The organism is Mixta theicola, from assembly GCF_002895925.1.
GTDB lineage: Bacteria > Pseudomonadota > Gammaproteobacteria > Enterobacterales > Enterobacteriaceae > Mixta > Mixta theicola.
This window is the reverse complement of the sequence record NZ_NWUO01000007.1, coordinates 217,338-236,561: the sequence shown is the minus strand read 5'-3', so window position 1 is coordinate 236,561 and position 19,224 is coordinate 217,338. Positions and strand designations below refer to the sequence as shown.

General features: G+C 54.9%; 18 protein-coding genes. 3 read left to right on the top strand and 15 right to left on the bottom strand.

Annotated features, from left to right (window positions below):
• Nucleotides 1-20: 20 nt before the first annotated feature.
• The 15 genes from rnhB to rpsB all read right to left on the bottom strand — a co-directional run bounded on the left by rnhB (nucleotide 21) and on the right by rpsB (nucleotide 15,289).
• Entirely contained in the window at nucleotides 21-647 is a 627-nt protein-coding gene (gene rnhB, locus COO59_RS11710) for a ribonuclease HII (RefSeq protein WP_103059962.1), read from the bottom strand.
• Nucleotides 640-1,788, bottom strand: a complete 1,149-nt coding sequence (gene lpxB, locus COO59_RS11705) for a lipid-A-disaccharide synthase (protein WP_103059961.1) — start codon at nucleotides 1,786-1,788, stop codon at nucleotides 640-642. Before lpxB ends, rnhB begins: the two co-directional genes overlap by 8 nt.
• A gap of 3 nt (nucleotides 1,789-1,791) precedes the next feature.
• A complete protein-coding gene (gene lpxA / locus COO59_RS11700; RefSeq protein ID WP_103059960.1) occupies nucleotides 1,792-2,580 on the bottom strand; it encodes an acyl-ACP--UDP-N-acetylglucosamine O-acyltransferase in 789 nt (262 codons plus the stop codon).
• 3 nt (nucleotides 2,581-2,583) lie between these two features.
• Nucleotides 2,584-3,039 (bottom strand): 3-hydroxyacyl-ACP dehydratase FabZ, encoded by a 456-nt coding sequence (gene fabZ / locus COO59_RS11695; RefSeq protein ID WP_038628041.1) that lies wholly within the window; start codon nucleotides 3,037-3,039, stop codon nucleotides 2,584-2,586.
• 278 nt (nucleotides 3,040-3,317) lie between these two features.
• Complete coding sequence (gene lpxD / locus COO59_RS11690; RefSeq protein ID WP_103059959.1) at nucleotides 3,318-4,343, bottom strand: UDP-3-O-(3-hydroxymyristoyl)glucosamine N-acyltransferase; 1,026 nt, start codon at nucleotides 4,341-4,343, stop codon at nucleotides 3,318-3,320.
• Between the two features lie 3 nt (nucleotides 4,344-4,346).
• The gene (gene skp, locus COO59_RS11685) at nucleotides 4,347-4,844 is read right to left on the bottom strand and encodes a molecular chaperone Skp (RefSeq protein ID WP_103059958.1); all 498 of its coding nucleotides are present in this window, start codon (nucleotides 4,842-4,844) and stop codon (nucleotides 4,347-4,349) included.
• A 125-nt stretch (nucleotides 4,845-4,969) separates the two neighbouring features.
• Nucleotides 4,970-7,375: an outer membrane protein assembly factor BamA gene (gene bamA, locus COO59_RS11680; RefSeq protein ID WP_103059957.1), complete on the bottom strand. Its 2,406-nt coding sequence runs from the start codon at nucleotides 7,373-7,375 to the stop codon at nucleotides 4,970-4,972.
• A gap of 52 nt (nucleotides 7,376-7,427) precedes the next feature.
• Nucleotides 7,428-8,768, bottom strand: coding sequence for a sigma E protease regulator RseP (rseP, locus tag COO59_RS11675; protein ID WP_103059956.1), 1,341 nt, complete (start codon nucleotides 8,766-8,768; stop codon nucleotides 7,428-7,430).
• Nucleotides 8,769-8,780: 12 nt separating this feature from the next.
• Nucleotides 8,781-9,638 carry a phosphatidate cytidylyltransferase gene (gene cdsA / locus COO59_RS11670; protein ID WP_103059955.1) on the bottom strand — a complete coding sequence of 286 codons (858 nt, stop codon included), beginning with the start codon at nucleotides 9,636-9,638 and terminating at the stop codon, nucleotides 8,781-8,783.
• An 18-nt stretch (nucleotides 9,639-9,656) separates the two neighbouring features.
• Entirely contained in the window at nucleotides 9,657-10,409 is a 753-nt protein-coding gene (ispU, locus tag COO59_RS11665) for a (2E,6E)-farnesyl-diphosphate-specific ditrans,polycis-undecaprenyl-diphosphate synthase (RefSeq protein ID WP_103059954.1), read from the bottom strand.
• Nucleotides 10,410-10,599: 190 nt separating this feature from the next.
• Entirely contained in the window at nucleotides 10,600-11,802 is a 1,203-nt protein-coding gene (gene ispC, locus COO59_RS11660) for a 1-deoxy-D-xylulose-5-phosphate reductoisomerase (RefSeq protein WP_103059953.1), read from the bottom strand.
• Nucleotides 11,803-11,943: 141 nt separating this feature from the next.
• A complete protein-coding gene (frr, locus tag COO59_RS11655) occupies nucleotides 11,944-12,501 on the bottom strand; it encodes a ribosome recycling factor (protein ID WP_103059952.1) in 558 nt (185 codons plus the stop codon).
• Between the two features lie 140 nt (nucleotides 12,502-12,641).
• Complete coding sequence (pyrH, locus tag COO59_RS11650; protein ID WP_085067919.1) at nucleotides 12,642-13,367, bottom strand: UMP kinase; 726 nt, start codon at nucleotides 13,365-13,367, stop codon at nucleotides 12,642-12,644.
• Nucleotides 13,368-13,523: 156 nt separating this feature from the next.
• The gene (gene tsf, locus COO59_RS11645; protein ID WP_103059951.1) at nucleotides 13,524-14,375 is read right to left on the bottom strand and encodes a translation elongation factor Ts; all 852 of its coding nucleotides are present in this window, start codon (nucleotides 14,373-14,375) and stop codon (nucleotides 13,524-13,526) included.
• Between the two features lie 188 nt (nucleotides 14,376-14,563).
• Nucleotides 14,564-15,289, bottom strand: coding sequence for a 30S ribosomal protein S2 (gene rpsB, locus COO59_RS11640; RefSeq protein ID WP_165786513.1), 726 nt, complete (start codon nucleotides 15,287-15,289; stop codon nucleotides 14,564-14,566).
• On the opposite strand from rpsB, the gene COO59_RS20935 reads away from it, so the two are divergent.
• The 3 genes from COO59_RS20935 to glnD all read left to right on the top strand — a co-directional run bounded on the left by COO59_RS20935 (nucleotide 15,273) and on the right by glnD (nucleotide 19,188).
• On the top strand, nucleotides 15,273-15,671 hold the full coding sequence (locus COO59_RS20935; protein WP_165786512.1) for a hypothetical protein: 399 nt from the start codon (nucleotides 15,273-15,275) through the stop codon (nucleotides 15,669-15,671). The genes rpsB and COO59_RS20935 overlap by 17 nt on opposite strands.
• Nucleotides 15,655-16,449 carry a type I methionyl aminopeptidase gene (map, locus tag COO59_RS11630; protein WP_103059948.1) on the top strand — a complete coding sequence of 265 codons (795 nt, stop codon included), beginning with the start codon at nucleotides 15,655-15,657 and terminating at the stop codon, nucleotides 16,447-16,449. Before COO59_RS20935 ends, map begins: the two co-directional genes overlap by 17 nt.
• 84 nt (nucleotides 16,450-16,533) lie before the next feature.
• Nucleotides 16,534-19,188: a bifunctional uridylyltransferase/uridylyl-removing protein GlnD gene (gene glnD / locus COO59_RS11625; RefSeq protein ID WP_103059947.1), complete on the top strand. Its 2,655-nt coding sequence runs from the start codon at nucleotides 16,534-16,536 to the stop codon at nucleotides 19,186-19,188.
• The last annotated feature ends 36 nt before the right edge of the window (nucleotides 19,189-19,224 follow it).

Here is a 19,224-nt window from a genome sequence, read left to right as displayed (position 1 = left end):
TAACTGCAGCAAAGCTGCGCTTAGCGCGCGCGATCGGCGGTGAGATTAGTCACTTCGGTGTCCAGCAGCGCATTGCGCACCGGAGCAAAACTACGACGATGGTGCGGCGTGGCCCCATGTTCTGTCAACATCGCCAGATGTTGCGCGGTGGGATAGCCTTTATGCTGTGCAAAGCCGTACTGCGGGAAAACCGCATCCAGCTCGGCCATTTCACGGTCGCGCGTCACTTTAGCGATAATGGATGCGGCGCTGATTTCCGCCACCAGGCTGTCGCCTTTTACCACCGCCGTTGACGGCATCGGCAGCTTAGGGCAGCGATTGCCATCAATCAATACATAATCAGGAGTGACGGCCAGAGCGGCCACGGCGCGCTGCATTGCCAGCATAGTGGCATGCAAAATGTTTAGCTGGTCAATCTCTTCCGGTTCGGCGCGGCCCAGGCTCCAGGCCAACGCTTTTTCGCGGATTTCATCGTACAACGCCAGCCGACGCTTTTCGCTCAGCTTTTTAGAGTCCGCCAGCCCGGCGACAGGACGCGCGGGATCGAGGATCACCGCCGCCGTGACAACCGCGCCGACCAGCGGCCCGCGTCCAACTTCATCAACGCCAGCAATCATGCGCGCGTTGGGATAAATAAATTCAGCCATTCGCCAACTCCAGTACGGCCTGAGCCGCTTGTTCATCGGCATTCCAGCGGATCTGCTGGTGCAGTTCAGTAAAGGTTGCCAACAGCCTGTCGCGCGTTTCGCCCTGCGCCAGCAAGGGTTCCAGCGCTGCGGCCAGCCGTTCGGGCTGACACTCATCCTGCAGCAGCTCCGGCACCAGCTCGCGTCCGGCCAGCAGGTTAGGCAGCGAGACATAGTCGGTTTTTACCAGCCGCTGCGCCAGCCAGAAGGTGGAGGGTTTCATCCGGTAACCCACAACCATCGGACATTTTGCCAGCATACATTCCAGCGCAGCCGTACCGGAAGCCAGCAGCGCCGCATCGCTGGCGATCATCGCCTCGCGGCCCTGACCGTCCAACAGATGTACCGGCAGCTCAGGCGCGACCGCAGCTTTAATCTGCTCAAACTGTTCGCGTCGCCGGGCATTAACCAACGGCACCACGATTTCCAGCTGCGGCCACTTTTCACGCAGCCGCTGCGCCGTCTTGAGAAAATCCGCGCTGAGCATCTCGACTTCCGCTTTACGCGAACCGGGCAGCAACGCCAGGCAGAGCGCCGGTTCAGCGATTCCCAGCGTGCGGCGGGCGGCGGCTTTATCCGGGTGAAGCGGCATGGCATCCGCCATGGTATGCCCGATAAAACGGCAGGGAACGTCAAAGCGATCGTAAAACGCTTTTTCGAACGGCAGGAAGGCCAGCACCAGATCGGTGGCGCGGCCGATTTTGAATACCCGATTTTGCCGCCACGCCCATACCGAAGGGCTGACGTAGTGAATAGTGCGGATCCCGCGCTGCTTCAGCCGCCCTTCAAGGGTAATGTTAAAATCGGGTGCATCGATGCCGACAAAAACGTCAGGCTTAAGCGCGCTGAAACGGCGAGTCAAATCACGACGGATTTTTAACAGGCGCGGCAGGCGCCCCAGCACCTCAACAATGCCCATCACCGCCAGCTCTTCCATGTCGTACCAGCTTTCACAGCCTTCCGCCATCATGCGCGGGCCAGCCACGCCAACAAAGCGGGCGTCAGGATGCCTGGCTTTTAGCGCACGAATTAAACCGGCACCAAGAATATCGCCGGAGGTTTCTCCGGCGACAAGGGCAATCGTTAAAGGACGAGCAGCCATGGGTTAACGAATCAGACCTCGCGTTGAGCGGGCAAAGAAGTCGTAAAAGGGCTTAACTTCAGCGTGCTTCTCCGCCAGCGCTTCGATCTCCGGCTTCACTTCATCCAGCGTTCTGCCGCTGCGGTATAACAGCTTGTAGGCCGCACGAATAGCATGCAGCGCTTCTTTGTCAAAGCCGCGGCGTTTCAGCCCTTCAATATTGATACCAAACGGCGTCGCGTGGTTGCCCTGCGCGATAACGTAAGGCGGCACATCCTGCGCTACGCCGGAACAGCCGCCCACCATAACGTGCGCGCCGATAATACAGAACTGATGCACCGCCGTCATGCCGCCAATAATGGCAAAGTCATCCACCGTAACGTGCCCGCCCAGCGTGGCGTTATTAGCAAAAATACAGCGGTTGCCAACGACGCAGTCGTGAGCGATATGCGCATTCACCATCAGCAGGTTATCGCTGCCGATGCGGGTTACGCCGCCGCCCTGCACCGTACCACGATGGATGGTCACGCTTTCGCGAATGCTGTTACGATCGCCAATTTCAACACGCGTTGGCTCACCAGCATATTTCAGGTCCTGGTTTACCTCACCGATAGAGGCGAACTGGGTAATAATATTGTCTTTACCGATGCGGGTATGTCCGTTCACCACCACGTGGGATTTCAGAACGGTACCTTCACCAATTTCAACATTCGCACCGATATAGCAAAAGGGGCCAATGTGGACACGAGCGCCAATTACGGCGCCCTCTTCAACGATAGTACTCGGATGAATTACGGCAGTTGCATCAATCATGTATTATGCCTCCCGGCTACGGGCACACATCATGGTCGCTTCACAGACAATTTTACCGTCAACGGTAGCAACGCCTTTAAAGCGCGTCAGACCACGACGGGTTTTTTCGAACGTCACTTCCATAATCATCTGATCGCCCGGTACGACCGGACGCTTAAAGCGCGCTTCGTCAATTCCGGCAAAGTAATACAGCTCGCCCGGCTCAAGTTTACCGACGCTTTTAAACGCCAGGATACCTGTCGCCTGCGCCATCGCCTCAAGAATCAGAACGCCCGGGAAAATCGGCTTACCAGGGAAATGCCCCTGGAAAAACGGTTCGTTAACCGAGACGTTTTTCACCGCTCGCAGATATTTGTGCTCTTCGAACTCCAGGACACGATCGACCAGTAAAAATGGGTAACGGTGCGGCAGCAGTTCTAAAATCTCTTCAATATTCAGAGTATGAGTTTCAGTAGTCAAAATACTCTTCCTGTCCTAAAAATTCTGATGGCATCAATAACACGGCCTGCACCGATCGGACGATCGTCGGCAGGCCGCAAATTAGTTTATGTGGCGCCTGGCTTCCCTGCTTAGCATGTTTTATTTATGAAAGCCGGACCGCGTGTGATGTGCGTAAAGCCGTCTTTGCCGACTTTACGCTCAATAAAGCGGGCGTAAAGCCGTCTTTGCCGACTTTACGCTCAATAAAGCGGGCGTTTAGTCGTCTTTGCCGACTTTACGCTCAATAAAGCGGGCGTTTAGTCATCTTTGCCGACTTTACGCTCAATGGCTTTTAAGCGTTTGCTCATTTCATCGATATTCATCACCAGCGCTGCGGTTTTACGCCAGGTTTTATTAGGTTGCAACGGAATGCCTGAAGAGTATACCCCAGGTTCGGTGATGGGGCGCATCACCATTCCCATGCCGGTTACCGTCACTTTGTCACAAATTTCCATGTGTCCGTTAATGACGCTAGCTCCACCAATCATACAGTAACGACCGATTTTCAGGCTACCCGCCATGATTACACCGCCAGCAACGGCCGTATTGTCGCCAATCACTACGTTATGTGCAATCTGACACTGATTATCAATAATAACACCATTACCAATTTGAGTGTTATCCAGTGCGCCGCGATCGATGGTGGTACAGGCGCCAATTTCGACGCGATCGCCAATAATAACCGAGCCAAGCTGCGGTATTTTCACCCAGTTGCCGCGATCGTTGGCATAGCCGAAGCCGTCAGCGCCAATCACCGTGCCGGATTGAATCAGGCACTGCTGGCCAATACGGATTTCATGATAAATCGTTACGTTGGCCCACAGACGTGTACCGGCGCCAATATGGGTATTTTTACCAACAAAGCAGCCTGCGCCGATAATAACGTTATCGCCAAGCACAACGCCTGACTCGATTACCGCATTTGCACCAATGGAAACCTGACTGCCCAGCGTAGCGCTGGCGTCGATCACCGCACCTGGGGCGATATTCTGCGCCGGCTGCGGCGTGGTATCAAGCAGCTGCGCCATACGCGCGTAGGTCAGGTAAGGGTTTTTAACCACCAGCGCGGCGCTGTGACACCAGGGAAGATCGGCTTGTGTCAGCACCACGGCGGAAGCGTGGCATACGGCAAGCTGTTCGCGGTAGCGGCTGTTGGCGAGAAAAGTGATTTGACCATCTTGGGCGGAGTGCATAGAAGCAATGCCGGAGATGGCGATATCGCCATCTCCGTGCAATTCTGCATCCAACTGCTGGGCTAAATCAGCCAGTCGAATTGAGGACATTGATTATTTAACCTGTTTCAGAACATCGGCAGTGATGTCTTTGGCATTCGCAGCGTAAGCGACCGCGTTAGCATCGATAACCACATCGTAGCCATCATCATCAGCAACTTTTTTCACCGCGTCCTGAATACGGCTCAGCAGTTTATTACGCTCTTCCATCTGACGACGACGATTGTCCTGCTCAAAAGCCTGCGCTTTGGTAGAGAACGCTTCGCGCTGAGACATAATGTCTTTTTCCATGCGGCTGCGCTCGCTGGCCTTCATGGTGGAGCCATCACGCTGCAGGCGCTGCATTTTTGCCTGCAGGTCGCGTTCCTGGCTCTGCAGATCGGTAGCACGGCCTTTAAATTCATTTTCCAGCTGCTTCGCAACAGTGGCACGTTGCGGTAACTGTTGGAAAATGCTGGACACGTTTACCACGGCAATTTTATCAGCAGCCTGAGCGCCTGCGGAAACCGCTAAAGCGAGACCCAGACCTGCGGCACACAACAACTTTTTCACTATTAACTCCTTACCATCAACGTTTGTGTCAAAGACACAGTTTTGCCTGATACCCTGGCCTGTGGGCAACCCTCAGGCCAGTGAACAGTGCGATACTTAACCGCTATGCTTCCCTGAGGCGTGCATTACCAGGTTTTACCAATGTTAAACTGGAACTGCTCCGCTTTATCTCCATCATATTTCTTGAACGGCTGAGCGTAAGAGAACACCAGCGGGCCCAGCGGCGACATCCACTGCAGCGCCAGACCGGCGGACATACGAATATTGCCCGGATCGCTGTAATCCGGAATGCCCGCAGCGCGGCTATCCTCGGAGTTTTCCCAATGGGTATCCCAAACGGTACCGGCATCGACGAACAGCGAAGTGCGCACCGAGTTAGCATACTTCTCGCTAATAAACGGCGTTGGCGTGATCAGCTCCATGCTGGCCACCGCCATCGCGTTACCGCCGACCGCATCATCCGATTTACACAGGTTTTGGTCACCGGAACAGGTAGACGAGTTATCGTTCAGGTAGGCCGCTTTCGGACCAATGTTATTGGAGCGGAAGCCGCGTACCGTGCTGGAGCCGCCCGCATAGAAGTTCTCATAGAACGGCAGCTCTTTGCCGCCCAGCCCATCGCCATAACCGACGCGGCCACGTCCCAGCAGCACCCAGGTATGATCGTTATTGATCGGCATATACTGCTGCGTATCCAGCGTGACTTTATAGAAGTTGTTATCCGATCCTGGAACCGTCACTTTACCGTTCAGGTTGGTACGGTTACCGGCGGTGGGGAAGAAACCACGGTCGAGGTTGTTGTACGTCCAGCCATAGTTGAAGGTGAAGTCATCGGCGGCATATTCGCTGCGACCGGAAATATCCGGATGCTGGCCAACCGACTCCAGATAACGCCACATCGCCACCTGCGGCTGCATATTCGACAGATCGTTATGCACATAGCCCAGGCCCACGCGCAGCGTGTTGTTTTCGTTAACCGGGAAGCCCAGCGTGCCATCCAGACCATAACTCTTGTTGGTATAGTCAGAAAGGTCGGCATCGTCCGCTTTAAAGTCGTTATAGAAGATGCGCCCGCCGAGACTTACCCCGTCCACCGTAAAGTACGGATCGGTTAAGGAGAATTCCGCGTAGGTCTGATAGTCGTTTTTGGTGCCGCTAATGCCGACGGTGTTACCGGTACCCAGCCAGTTATCCTGGGTGACGCCGACCTGGAAGCTGACGCCGCTCTCGGTGCCGTAGCCAATACCAAAGTTAAAGGTACCGGTGTTACGCTCTTTCACCTTATAGACGACATCGACCTGATCCGGCGTGCCGGGCACGCGCTGCGTATCGACATCAACCGTTTCGAAATAGCCGGTACGGTTTAGGCGCTCTTTGCCCTGCTCGACCAGGTTGCTGCCCAGCCATGCGCCTTCCATCTGACGCATCTCACGACGCAGCACGGCATCTTTGGAGGTATCGTTGCCTTCGAAGCGCACCTTACGCACGTAGTAACGGTTACCGGCATCGACATTCACATGCAGTTTTACCGTTTTATCGGCGTCGTTAATTTCCGGCTGCGTCACCACGCGCGGATAGGCATAACCATAGCGGCCTAACAGCTGCTTGATATTATCTTCCATTTTGGTGACTTTGGTGCCGTTATACAGCTCGCCGGGTTCAACCTTTGCCAGGCTTTCGATCTCGGCGGAGTGTCCCGCCATGCTGCCGTTCACCACCACGCCGGAAAGCTTATACTGCTCGCCTTCGTTAATATTGATGGTGATATAAATACCTTTTTTATCCGGCGTCAGGCTGACCTGCGTGGAATCGATATTAAAGCGTGCGTAGCCGCGATCGAGATAGAAGCTGCGCAAGGTTTCTAAATCGCCTGCCAGTTTCTGCTTCTGATATTTACGATCGCCGACCAGGTTCCACCACGGCACCTCATCACGCAGCTGGAAGCGCGAGATCAGCTCATCAGAGCTAAAGGTCTTGTTGCCTACCACGTTAATCTGCTGGATTTTCGCCGAAACGCCTTCGGTGAATACCAGCTTCAGATCGACGCGGTTGCGCGGCAGCGGAGTCACGACTGCTTTTACGCTGGCGCTATATTTACCCACGCTGTAGTAGAAATCTTCCAGCCCTTTCTCGATGCTGGAAATGGTGGTGCGATCCAGCGCTTCGCCGACGCGCACGCCGGAAGCTTCCAGATTTTGTTTGAGCATGTCATCTTTCACCGCTTTGTTACCGGAGAAAGTGATGCTGGCAATGGTGGGACGCTCTTTCACCTGAACGATCAGCGTGTTGCCGTCGCGCAGAACCTGAACATCTTCGAAATTCCCGGTAGCAAACAGGGCGCGAATGGTATTACTGACATCTTCATCGTCTACCGTATCACCAACACGCACCGGCATGCTGAGCAGAGCCGCACCGACAGCGACTCGCTGCAGTCCTTCGAAATGAATGTCCTTCACTACGAACCCGTCTGCACCGTAAACGGTGGCGCTGCTAAACAGCAGCGACGCTATGAGCAACTTTTTCATCGCCATCGTTGTTATGCGTTCTTCCTAACACGTCCCAGCCTGGACAACGTTCCGGTCATCACAGGCGAGAGAAATCATTGAATAGTGCAAGCCCCATTAATAGCACCAGCAAAATTGAGCCAATGCGATAACTGAAGTCCTGAACTCGCTCAGACACCGGTTTCCCTTTGATTTTTTCAATCGCCAGGAAAAGCAGATGCCCACCATCTAATACCGGTAACGGGAAGAGATTAATAATACCGAGGTTCACGCTGATAAGCGCGAGAAACATCAGGTAATAAATCATCCCATACTCCGCTGACATCCCGGCGCCTTGCGCGATAGAAATCGGCCCGCTCAGGTTGTTCAGCTTAACATCTCCGGCGATCAGTTTACCAAGCATGCCGACCGTCAGCTTCATTAACTGCCAGGTTTTCTCCCCGGCCTCGCCAATAGCAGCAAACGGACCATACTGGCGCACCGTTTTATACTCCTCAGGCAACGGCAGCACGCGCGGCACGACACCGGCGAACCCTTCCGTACCCTTTGCGGTTGGCGTCAGCGTAAGGCTGACAACGTTGCCCTGGCGTTCCACATCCAGCGCAATCGCCTTATCGGGACTTTCCCGCACCAGGTTCACGAACTGTCGCCAGTCCGCCAGCGGGCGACCATCGACTTTAACGATCCTGTCACCCGCTTGCAAACCTGCCGCACTGGCAGGCGACTGCGCCTGGACTTCCGCCAGAACCGTTTCAATCTCAGGGCCGCGCGGCTCAATGCCTAACGCCACCACCGGGTCCTGCTTATCAGGCTCGAAGTGCCAGTTGCGCAGATCGACCCGTTTTTCCACTCGCTGTGATGAGCCAAACGGCGCCAGGCTTAAGGTAACCTCGGCATCACCGATTTTACCTACTAGCGCCATACGCACAGCATCCCAGTCAGGCGTTTCGATACCATCAACCGCTTTAAGTTCCATACCGGGCGAAATTTGCGCCTGGGCCGCCACCGAGCCGCTCACGATCCCACCGGTAACCGGACGCACGCCAGGTACGCCGTGAATAAAGACCAGCCAGTAGGCAAAGATAGCAAACAGGAAGTTAGCGACGGGACCGGCGGCAATCACCGCTGCGCGCTGCAGTACCGTTTTATTATTGAAGGATTGATGACGCAGCTCAGGCGGGACGCTTTCAACGCGCTCATCCAGCATTTTGACGTAGCCGCCAAGCGGGATTAAGGCAATAACATATTCGGTGCCGAGGCGGTCGCGACGGCGCCAGAGCGCTTTACCAAAGCCCACGGAAAAGCGTTCTACTTTGATGCCGCAGCGACGCGCTACCCAGAAGTGACCAAACTCATGAACGGTAATCAGTATACCCAGCGCAACGATAAAGGCAGCAAGACTCCAGATAAAGCTCAGCATAACGTCTTGTCCTTACAGCGCCCTGAATACTAACAGCAGCAAACAGGCGAAAACCGGCACCGCCGCCGTCAGGCTGTCAATGCGATCGAGAATGCCGCCGTGTCCGGGAATAAGATGTCCGCTATCTTTAATGCCCGCCTCGCGTTTAAACATGCTTTCGGTGAGATCGCCCAGCACGGAAGCCAGCGCCGCAATAACGGAACAGGTTAACAATACGCCCGGCGCCACGCTCAGCGGCGCCCACAGTCCAAACAGCCATGCAATCAGCGCCGAGGTCAGCAGACCGCCGAAAAAACCTTCCCAGGTTTTGCCCGGCGAGACCTTTGGCGCCAGTTTATGTTTGCCGAACAGACGTCCAAACATATAGGCCCCGGAGTCAGCGCCCCAGACCAGAATCATCACATACAGCAGCCACCAGGCGCCGGCGAAATGATCCACATCATAATGATACTGACGCAGCGCAACCATTCCACAGAAGAACGGCACGATGGTTAAAACGCCGAATATCAGACGCAGCGCGCGCGAATGGCGCCAGAACCCCGCCGAGGCCGGATAGCGCAGCACCAGCAGCAGAGCGCCAATCCACCACGCCAGCGCAACCCAAAGCGAACCGCCTATTTGTGGCAGCTGAACGGCATGTTGATAAGGGGGAAGCGTAAATAACATCACGGCAAGCAGGAGGCCGCAAAGCACGGCCAGCCAGATGCGTTGGAGACGGGAGGTGAAGCCAGCAAGCTGGCCCCACTCCCATGCGGCCAGCATACATACCGCCAGTGTGGTAATGGCAAATCCTGATGGCGGTAACCAGAAAAGCGCAGCGATCACCAAAGGGATCAGGATGAACGCTGTAATCAGACGCGACTTCAGCAAAGGTTACCCCCAGGGCGCTCAGGCGCCGCCAGGTGCTGCGCCGCCAAATCGACGCTCACGATGTGAAAAAGCATTCATTGCACCTTCAAAAACTTGTTCGTCAAAATCAGGCCAGAGAACATCGGTAAAGTAAAATTCCGCGTAGGCAATTTGCCACAGCAGGAAGTTACTGATGCGGTGTTCCCCCCCGGTCCTTATTACCAGATCCACCGGTGCCAAATCATGCATACAGAGAAATCCGGACAGCGTAGTTTCTTCGATTTGGTCAGGACGGAGCAATCCTTCCTGCACCTGCTCGGCTATCTTTTTTACGCCGTAAATAATATCCCAACGGCCGCCATAATTCGCGGCAATGTTGAGAGTTAATCCATCATTTTGTTGAGTAAGTTCCTCAGCGCGACGAATGCGCTCCTGTAAGCGTGAATTAAAACGGCTAATATCGCCAATAATTCTTAACCGAACATTGTGCTTGTGCAGGCTTTTTACTTCGCTATCAAGCGCCCAGACAAACAGCTCCATCAGCGCAACGACTTCCTGCGCCGGACGGGACCAGTTTTCGCTACTGAAGGCATAAAGCGTGAGTGCTTCCAGTTTATTACTCACGGCAAAGCTTACGGCGCGACGCACCGACTTTACTCCCGCTTTGTGACCGGAAACACGGAGTTTACCCTGATTTTTCGCCCAGCGGCCGTTGCCATCCATGATGATGGCCACATGACGCGGGCCTGTCCGCTGCTGGTCATCGGTTGTTATTTGAGTTTCGGACGACATAACGCGTGTTCATTTCCTTTCATCAGAAATACAGCGGCTTCTGAATACATTTCCCGTGCGGCTGCAAAAAAAAGCCGTGACAACCACGGCTCTGTTCACCGCTTTGGCTGTGTGTAAATGCGAAACGGGAGCCGGGGACTATACCAGTTTCAACCCAGGCTCACAAATAGCGACCACGCAAATTGGCGAATTACCCGGCCTTAGCGAAACGCGGCAGCAGCGCCTGAGCGGCACGACGCGACTCGCTATCAATGGCCAACACTGCCTCCACGCTCTGTGGTTCGCCGTGATGAAGCGATGCCAATACCGCTGCATTAAGCGCGGCAATATCGGTAAAGCGAATCTGACCATGAAGAAACGCGGCGACCGCAATTTCATTTGCCGCATTGAGCGCGGTGGTCGCCGCCTGCCCCTGTTCACACGCATCCATAGCCAGCTTCAGACAGGGATAGCGATTAAAATCAGGTTCGGCGAAGGTTAACGCCTTCATGCGGGTAAAATCGAGCGGCGTTACGCCTGCTTCTACACGCTGCGGCCAGGCCATCGTATGGGCGATCGGCGTACGCATATCTGGCGATCCCAACTGCGCCAGTACGCTGCCATCGCGATAACGCACCATAGAATGAATGACCGACTGCGGGTGCAGAATGACTTCCATCTGCGCATCGGTTGCATTAAACAGCCAGCGGGCTTCAATGTATTCCAGGCCTTTATTCATCATGGTGGCGGAGTCGACGGAGATTTTTCGTCCCATCGACCAGTTCGGATGCGCGCAGGCCTGCTCCGGCGTAACGGTTGCCAGTGCCGACAGCGGCGTGTCACGAAACGGTCCACCCGATCCCGTAAGGATAATCGACTCTATGCCGTTTTCCTGTAGGTTAGCGTATCCTAACTGTTGCTGGATGGAAGCCGGTAAACTCTGAAAAATGGCATTATGCTCGCTATCAACCGGCAGCAATCGCGCGCCGCTGGCGCTCACCGCCTCCATAAATAAACGGCCGCACGTGACAAGCGACTCTTTATTCGCCAGCAGCACGGTTTTTCCGGCGCGAATCGCGGCCAGCGTGGGCAGCAGCCCCGCCGCGCCGACAATCGCCGCCATAACCTGATCGACATCGTCCAACGCCGCCAGCTGACACGCGGCCTCTTCGCCAGCCATCACCTCCGTATTAACGCCCAACTCGCTAAGGCGCTGACGCAGCTGATGCGCGCAGGCGTCATCCGCCATCGCGGCAAAGGCCGGACGGAAACGCAGGCACTGCTCGGTCATCAGATCGACGTTATATCCGGCGACCAGCGCTTTAACCGCATACAGATGGGGGTTTGCCTGCACCACTGCCAGCGTATTGGTGCCAATCGATCCGGTAGAGCCGAGAATGGTTAATTGCTTCATGAGGCCGCTCTGTGTAGAAAATTCGGACACGGCGCTACAGAGAAATGCGCCAGTGCGCCAATAAGGGTGGGACAAAACAAAACGCCGTCAAACAGCGTAAGCTGTACGCTGTGGACGGCGTTTTACCGGAGCGGGATGGAATTAGAAATCCATCAGCTCCGTTTCTTTTTCAGCCAGCGCGGCATCAACTTTCTTGATATACGCGTCGGTCATTTTCTGGATTTCATCCTGCGCACGACGCTCTTCATCTTCGCCGATCGCTTTATCTTTCAGCAGCGCTTTAATTTTGTCGTTGGCATCACGACGCACATTACGCACGGAAACCCGGCCCTGTTCGGCTTCGCCGCGCACGACCTTGATCAGATCTTTACGACGCTCTTCCGTTAACGCTGGCAGCGGCACGCGAATATCAGTGCCGGCTGAGCTCGGATTGAGGCCGAGATCGGACGACATAATCGCTTTCTCAACGGCCTGGCTCAGGGAGCGGTCAAACACGTTGATCTTCAGCGTGCGTGAGTCTTCGACGGTAACGTTGGCCAGCTGGCGCAGCGGAGTCGGCGTACCGTAATACTCAACTACGATACCGTCGAGAAGCGCTGGAGATGCGCGGCCAGTGCGTACTTTGCCGATGTTATTTTTGAACGCCTCAACGCATTTTTCCATGCGCGTGTCGGCATCTTTTTTGATGTCGTTAATCACGTTGTAACCCTTGGATTCTGTTTGACCTGCCACGGCTACGTGTCAGGAAACGGTAAAATTCGTCGATAATCCTGCACGGTGCGCGTCGCTTATTTACGCCGCGCAGACAGAATATACCTTATTTTACGCCGTGACGGATATTAATGCGTAATCAGGGTGCCTTCTTTTTCACCCATCACCACACGACGCAGGGCGCCCGGCTTATTCATATTGAAGACGCGAATCGGCAGCTGATGGTCGCGCGCCAGGGTAAAGGCGGCCAAATCCATCACTTTCAGCTCACGCTCCAGCACTTCCTGATAGGAAAGCTGATCGTACAGCGTGGCATCCGGCGTTTTTACCGGATCGGCAGAATAAACGCCGTCGACTTTGGTGGCTTTCAGTACCACATCGGCTTCGATTTCAATACCGCGCAGGCAGGCTGCAGAATCAGTGGTAAAGAAAGGATTACCGGTACCGGCAGAGAAAATAACAACGCGATTATTACGCAGCAGGCTAATGGCTTCCGCCCAGCTGTAGTTATCGCACACGCCGTTAAGCGGAATCGCTGACATCAGACGCGCGTTCACATAGGCGCGGTGCAGCGCATCACGCATCGCCAGGCCGTTCATTACGGTAGCCAGCATGCCCATATGATCGCCGACAACGCGATTCATTCCCGCCTGAGCCAGGCCCGCGCCGCGGAACAGGTTACCCCCACCAATAACGACGCCAACCTGAATACCCAGCTCCACCAGCTCTTTAATTTCCTGAGCCATGCGATCGAGCACGCTCGCGTCGATGCCGAAACCTTCGGCGCCCTGCAGCGCTTCGCCACTTAGTTTTAGCAGGATACGTTGATAAACAGGTTTTGCATTGGTAGCCATGGTCGTTTTTTCCTGGAAGCTATCATGAAAATAATGAAGAGTTAAATCCGAACTATCATCCGCTTAGCCGGTTGGGAAAGCTATTGGGATGAGACTGAAAAATGTTGAAGATCCCAGACAAAAAAGAACCGCCGATTGGCGGTTCTTTTGGGACCATTAAGACTGCTTAGACATGGCCGCTACTTCTGCAGCGAAGTCGCTTTCGACTTTCTCAATGCCTTCACCCACTTCGAAGCGGATAAAGTTAATCACGTCGGCGCCTTTCTCTTTCAGCAGCTGACCAACGGTTTTGCTCGGATCCATTACGAAGCTCTGACCGGTCAGAGAAACTTCACCGGTGAACTTGTTCATACGACCCTGAACCATTTTCTCGGCGATTTCGCGCGGTTTGCCAGACTGCATGGCGATGTCCAGCTGGATTTGATGCTCACGCTCAACCACGTCAGACGGTACGTCTTCCGGCTTAACATATTCCGGCTTGCTTGCTGCAACGTGCATAGCAACGTGTTTAACCAGCTCTTCATCAGCGCCGGTTGCAGAAACCAGAACGCCGATACGTGCGCCGTGCAGGTAAGAACCAACCATCTCGCCTTCCAGGATAGCAACGCGACGGATGTTGATGTTTTCACCGATTTTCGCCACCAGCGCGGTACGCTGATCTTCGAATTTCGCTTTCAGTACATCGATATCAGCGATGCGATCAGCGGTAGCGGCAGCGATAACTTCTTTACCGAAAGCCAGGAAGCCTGCGTCTTTCGCTACGAAGTCAGTTTCGCAGTTCAGTTCAACGATCACGCCGGTGTTGCCAGCGACTTCAGCCAGGATAACGCCTTCAGCAGCGACGCGACCAGATTTCTTCGCCGCTTTTGCCTGACCAGATTTACGCATGTTGTCAATCGCCAGTTCGATGTCGCCATTGGCTTCAACCAGCGCTTTTTTACATTCCATCATGCCAGCGCCAGTACGCTCGCGCAGTTCTTTTACCAGAGCAGCGGTAATATCAGCCATTCTCTCTTCCTCAGTTGTCTGTTGCCTGCTTGCCCCGCTTTACCTGCCGCGGGTCAACAGCTTCTGTTAGCAGGAGTACTTCGCAGCCAGGCCAGGCGCCGGACCGCGGTTAAAAAAATAAAGGGGCCATAATCGGCCCCTTACAGATCACATCTGAATGATAAGGGCTCTGTACAGAGCAAACCTTATTAAGCGTTCTCTAAAGAAGCTTCTTCTGCCTGCTCAGCCAGATCCTGAGAGCGGCCTTCGCGAACGGTGGTCGCTACAGCAGTCAGGTACAGGCTAACAGCACGGATCGCATCGTCGTTACCAGGGATAATGTAATCAACGCCATCCGGATCGGAGTTGGTATCAACGATAGCAAATACCGGGATACCCAGGTTGTTTGCTTCTTTGATTGCGATGTGCTCGTGGTCAGCATCGATCACGAACAGTGCGTCCGGCAGACCGCCCATGTCTTTGATACCGCCCAGGCTGTTTTCCAGCTTGGCCAGTTCACGAGTACGCATCAGCGCTTCTTTTTTGGTCAGTTTGTCGAAAGTGCCGTCCTGAGACTGAGTTTCCAGATCTTTCAGACGTTTGATTGACTGACGAACGGTTTTCCAGTTAGTCAGCATACCACCCAACCAGCGATGGTTTACGAAGAACTGGTCGCAGCTCAGAGCAGATTCTTTAATCGCTTCGCTGGCAGCGCGCTTAGTACCGACAAACAGGATCTTACCTTTACGGGAAGCGATTTTGTTCAGTTCAGCCAGAGCGTCGTTGAACATCGGTACGGTTTTTTCAAGGTTGATGATGTGAACTTTGTTACGCGCACCGAAGATGAACGGCTTCATTTTCGGGTTCCAGTAACGGGTCTGGTGACCGAAGTGAACACCAGCCTTGAGCATGTCGCGCATGGAAACAGTTGCCATGATTACCTCTGTAGTAAGTTTGGGGTTGGGCCTCCACATATCCCATGCAACCGACCTCGAAAGGCACCCCGGCGCATGTGCCGATATGTGTGTGTTGTTTACACATAATGAGATTTATGCGTTCCCAGCAGGGCTTTTGGCCTTACTTAGAATCGTCGGCGCGCTTTATACCATAAAGCACGATTTGACGCCAATAATTGTTCGCGTCGTTTTCGCAGCGCATGATATGCCGCTGCCATTGCGTAATGATGACCATTACCGTCAGCAGTCGATAAACGCTCAGTGGCAGCCCACTGGCCGACCTGCTAACATGGCACCACTTGCTCTATTATTGTCGAAAATGACGGCAACTGCGGATAAAATTAATGACAATTTCAATTAAAACCTCAGAAGAAATCGAAAAAATGCGCGTGGCGGGACGTCTTGCCGCTGAAGTGCTGGAGATGATCGAGCCTTACGTAAAACCAGGCGTTTCCACCGGTGAACTCGATCGCCTTTGCCACGATTATATCGTGAATACGCAGCACGCCGTTTCTGCCAGCCTCGGCTATCACGGCTTCCCGAAATCAGTCTGTATCTCCGTTAATGACGTGGTTTGTCACGGTATCCCCAGCGACGACAAACTGCTGAAAGATGGCGATATCGTCAATATCGACGTGACGGTGATTAAAGACGAATATCACGGCGATACCTCGAAAATGTATCTCGTCGGCAAACCGACCATTCAGGGCGAGCGTCTGTGCCGCATTACTCAGGAAAGCCTCTATCTGGCGCTGCGTCTGGTGAAGCCGGGCATTCGCCTGCGCACGCTGGGCCGCGAGATTCAGAAATTCGTCGAAGCGCAGGATTTTTCCGTCGTGCGTGAATATTGCGGACACGGTATCGGCAAAGGCTTTCATGAAGAGCCGCAGGTGCTGCATTATGATGCCGACGACGGCGGCGTTGTGCTGCAGCCGGGCATGACTTTTACCGTTGAACCGATGGTGAACGCCGGCGATTACCGCATCCGCAGCATGAAAGATGGCTGGACGGTAAAAACCAAAGATCGCAGCTTGTCGGCACAGTATGAGCATACTATTGTGGTGACGGAAAACGGCTGTGAGATTCTTACTTTGCGTAAAGATGACACCATTCCGGCAGTGCTGGTAAACGAAGCCTGAGGGCGCGACACCCGCCTGACCGAGGTTTAACGAAAGCCGACTTCACGTCGGCTTTTTTTATGGCGAAAGCGGAGCAACTCTTCAATGCGCAATGGCGTGACCGATGAAGTAATAAGTGGCCTGGCCGAATCCGCGTCAGGCTGGGACGATACGCAGCTCACGCGCGAGCTGCTAAAGCAGCATCTTGAACGCTTCCAGCAGCATCTTGCCGCCGCGTTTGACGCCGGGGAAGATGTCGCGACATTGATCGATGCCCGAACGCTGTGTATTGATACTTTGCTGCGTCGCCTGTGGCGTTTTTACGGCTTTGAGGCGTGCGATGGCATTTCGCTGGTCGCGGTAGGCGGCTTTGGTCGCGGCGAGCTGCATCCGCTTTCTGACATTGACCTGCTGATCCTTAGCCGCAAACCGCTAAACGAACAGGCGGCGGCGCAGGCCAGCAAACTGTTAACGCTGCTGTGGGATCTTAAGCTGGAGGTTGGCCATAGCGTGCGCACGCTGGAAGAGTGCCTGCTGGAAGGGCTTGCTGATTTAACCGTCGCCACCAACCTGATTGAATCTCGTATGCTGGTTGGCGACGTGGCGCTGTTTCTTGAGCTGCAAAAGCACATTTTCAGCGACGGCTTCTGGCCCTCCTCGCACTTTTACGCCGCCAAAATCGCCGAGCAGCAGGAGCGACATAAACGCTATCACGGTACCAGCTATAATCTGGAGCCGGATATTAAAAGCAGCCCCGGCGGCCTGCGCGATATTCATACGCTGCTGTGGGTGGCGCGCCGCCACTTCGGCGCCACGTCGCTGGACGAGATGGTCGGCTTCGGTTTCCTCACCGAAGCGGAGCGCAATGAGCTGAACGAATGTCAGGCATTTCTCTGGCGCATCCGTTTCGCCCTGCACCTTACCCTGCCCCGCTACGATAACCGCCTGCTGTTCGATCGCCAGCTCACCGTCGCGCAATGCCTGGATTACCAGGGCGAGGGTAACGAACCGGTCGAGCGGATGATGAAGGACTTTTTCCGCGTTACGCGGCGCATTGGCGAACTGAATCAGATGCTGCTTCAACTGTTTGACGATGCGATTCTGGCGCTGGACGAAACCGATAAGCCGCAGCCGATTGATGAAGATTTTCAGCTGCGCGGCAGCCTGATCGATTTACGCGATGATGCGCTGTTCAGCCGCCAGCCGGAAGCGATTATGCGTATGTTCTGGGTGATGGTGCGCAATGAAAATATCAAAGGCATCTACTCGTCCACGCTGCGTCAGCTGCGCTATGCGCGCCGTAATTTGCAGCAGCCGCTCTGTAACCTGCCGGAGGCCCGGCGTTACTTTTTCGCCATTTTGCGCCATCCGGGCGCGGTCAGCCGGGCGCTGGTGCCGATGCATCGTCACAGCGTTCTGTCCGCCTATATGCCGCAGTGGAGTAAAATCGTCGGGCAGATGCAGTTCGATCTGTTTCATGCTTACACGGTGGATGAACACACCATTCGCGTACTGCAAAAGCTGGAAAGCTTCGCCAGCGAAGAGACCCGCTCGCGCCATCCGCTTTGCGTTGAGCTGTGGCCGCGTCTGCCGCAGCCGGAGCTGCTGCTGCTGGCGGCGCTGTTTCACGATATTGCCAAAGGCCGCGGCGGCGACCACTCCATTCTCGGCGCGCAGGATGTGCTGGCCTTTGCCGAGCTGCACGGCCTGAACTCACGCGAGGCGCAGCTGGTTGCCTGGCTGGTGCGCTATCACCTGCTGATGTCGGTTACCGCTCAGCGCCGCGATATTCAGGATCCGACGGTTATCCAGCAGTTCGCTGAGGTGATCCAGAATGAAAATCGCCTGCGCTATCTGGTCTGCCTGACGGTGGCGGATATTTGCGCCACCAACGAAACGCTGTGGAATAGCTGGAAACAGAGCCTGTTGCGCGAACTGTTTTTCGCTACGGAAAAACAGCTGCGACGCGGGATGGAAAACTCGCCCGACCTGCGCGAACGCGTGCGCCATCATCGTCTGCAGGCGTTAGCCCTGCTGCGCATGGACAACATTAATGAAGAGGCGCTGCACCAAATCTGGAGCCGCTGTCGCGCCGACTATTTCCTGCGCCATACGCCTAACCAGCTGGCCTGGCATGCGCGTCATTTGATGAACCACGACTTGCACAAGCCGCTGGTATTGGTCAGCCCGCAGGCGACGCGCGGCGGCACCGAGATCTTTATCTGGAGCCCGGACCGGCCCTATCTGTTCGCCGCCGTTGCGGGAGAGCTGGATCGCCGTAATCTCAGCGTGCATGATGCGCAGATCTTTACCAGCCGCGACGGTATGGCGATGGATACCTTTATCGTGCTGGAGCCGGACGGCAGCCCGTTGGCGGCGGATCGTCACCAGATGATTATCCAGGCGCTGGAACAGGCGATTACGCAAACCAGCTGGACGCCGCTGCGCACCCGCCGCCAGTCGGCCAAGCTGAAACACTTTAACGTCGATACCGAGGTGCGTTTTCTGCCTTCTTTTAACGAACGTCGCACCTGGCTTGAGCTGATCGCGCTCGATCGTCCCGGCCTGCTGGCGCAGGTAGGCGAAGTTTTTGCCGATTTGGGCATTTCGCTGCACGGCGCGCGCATCAGCACCATCGGCGAGCGGGTCGAGGACCTGTTTATTCTGGCCGATAACGAGCGCCGGGCGCTGAGCGCCAATTTGCGCCATAAGCTGCAACAACGGTTGACAGAGGCCCTTAATCCAAACGATAAAGTGTGATTCCGATCTTTATTACACCGTCGTTCACTAAACTAT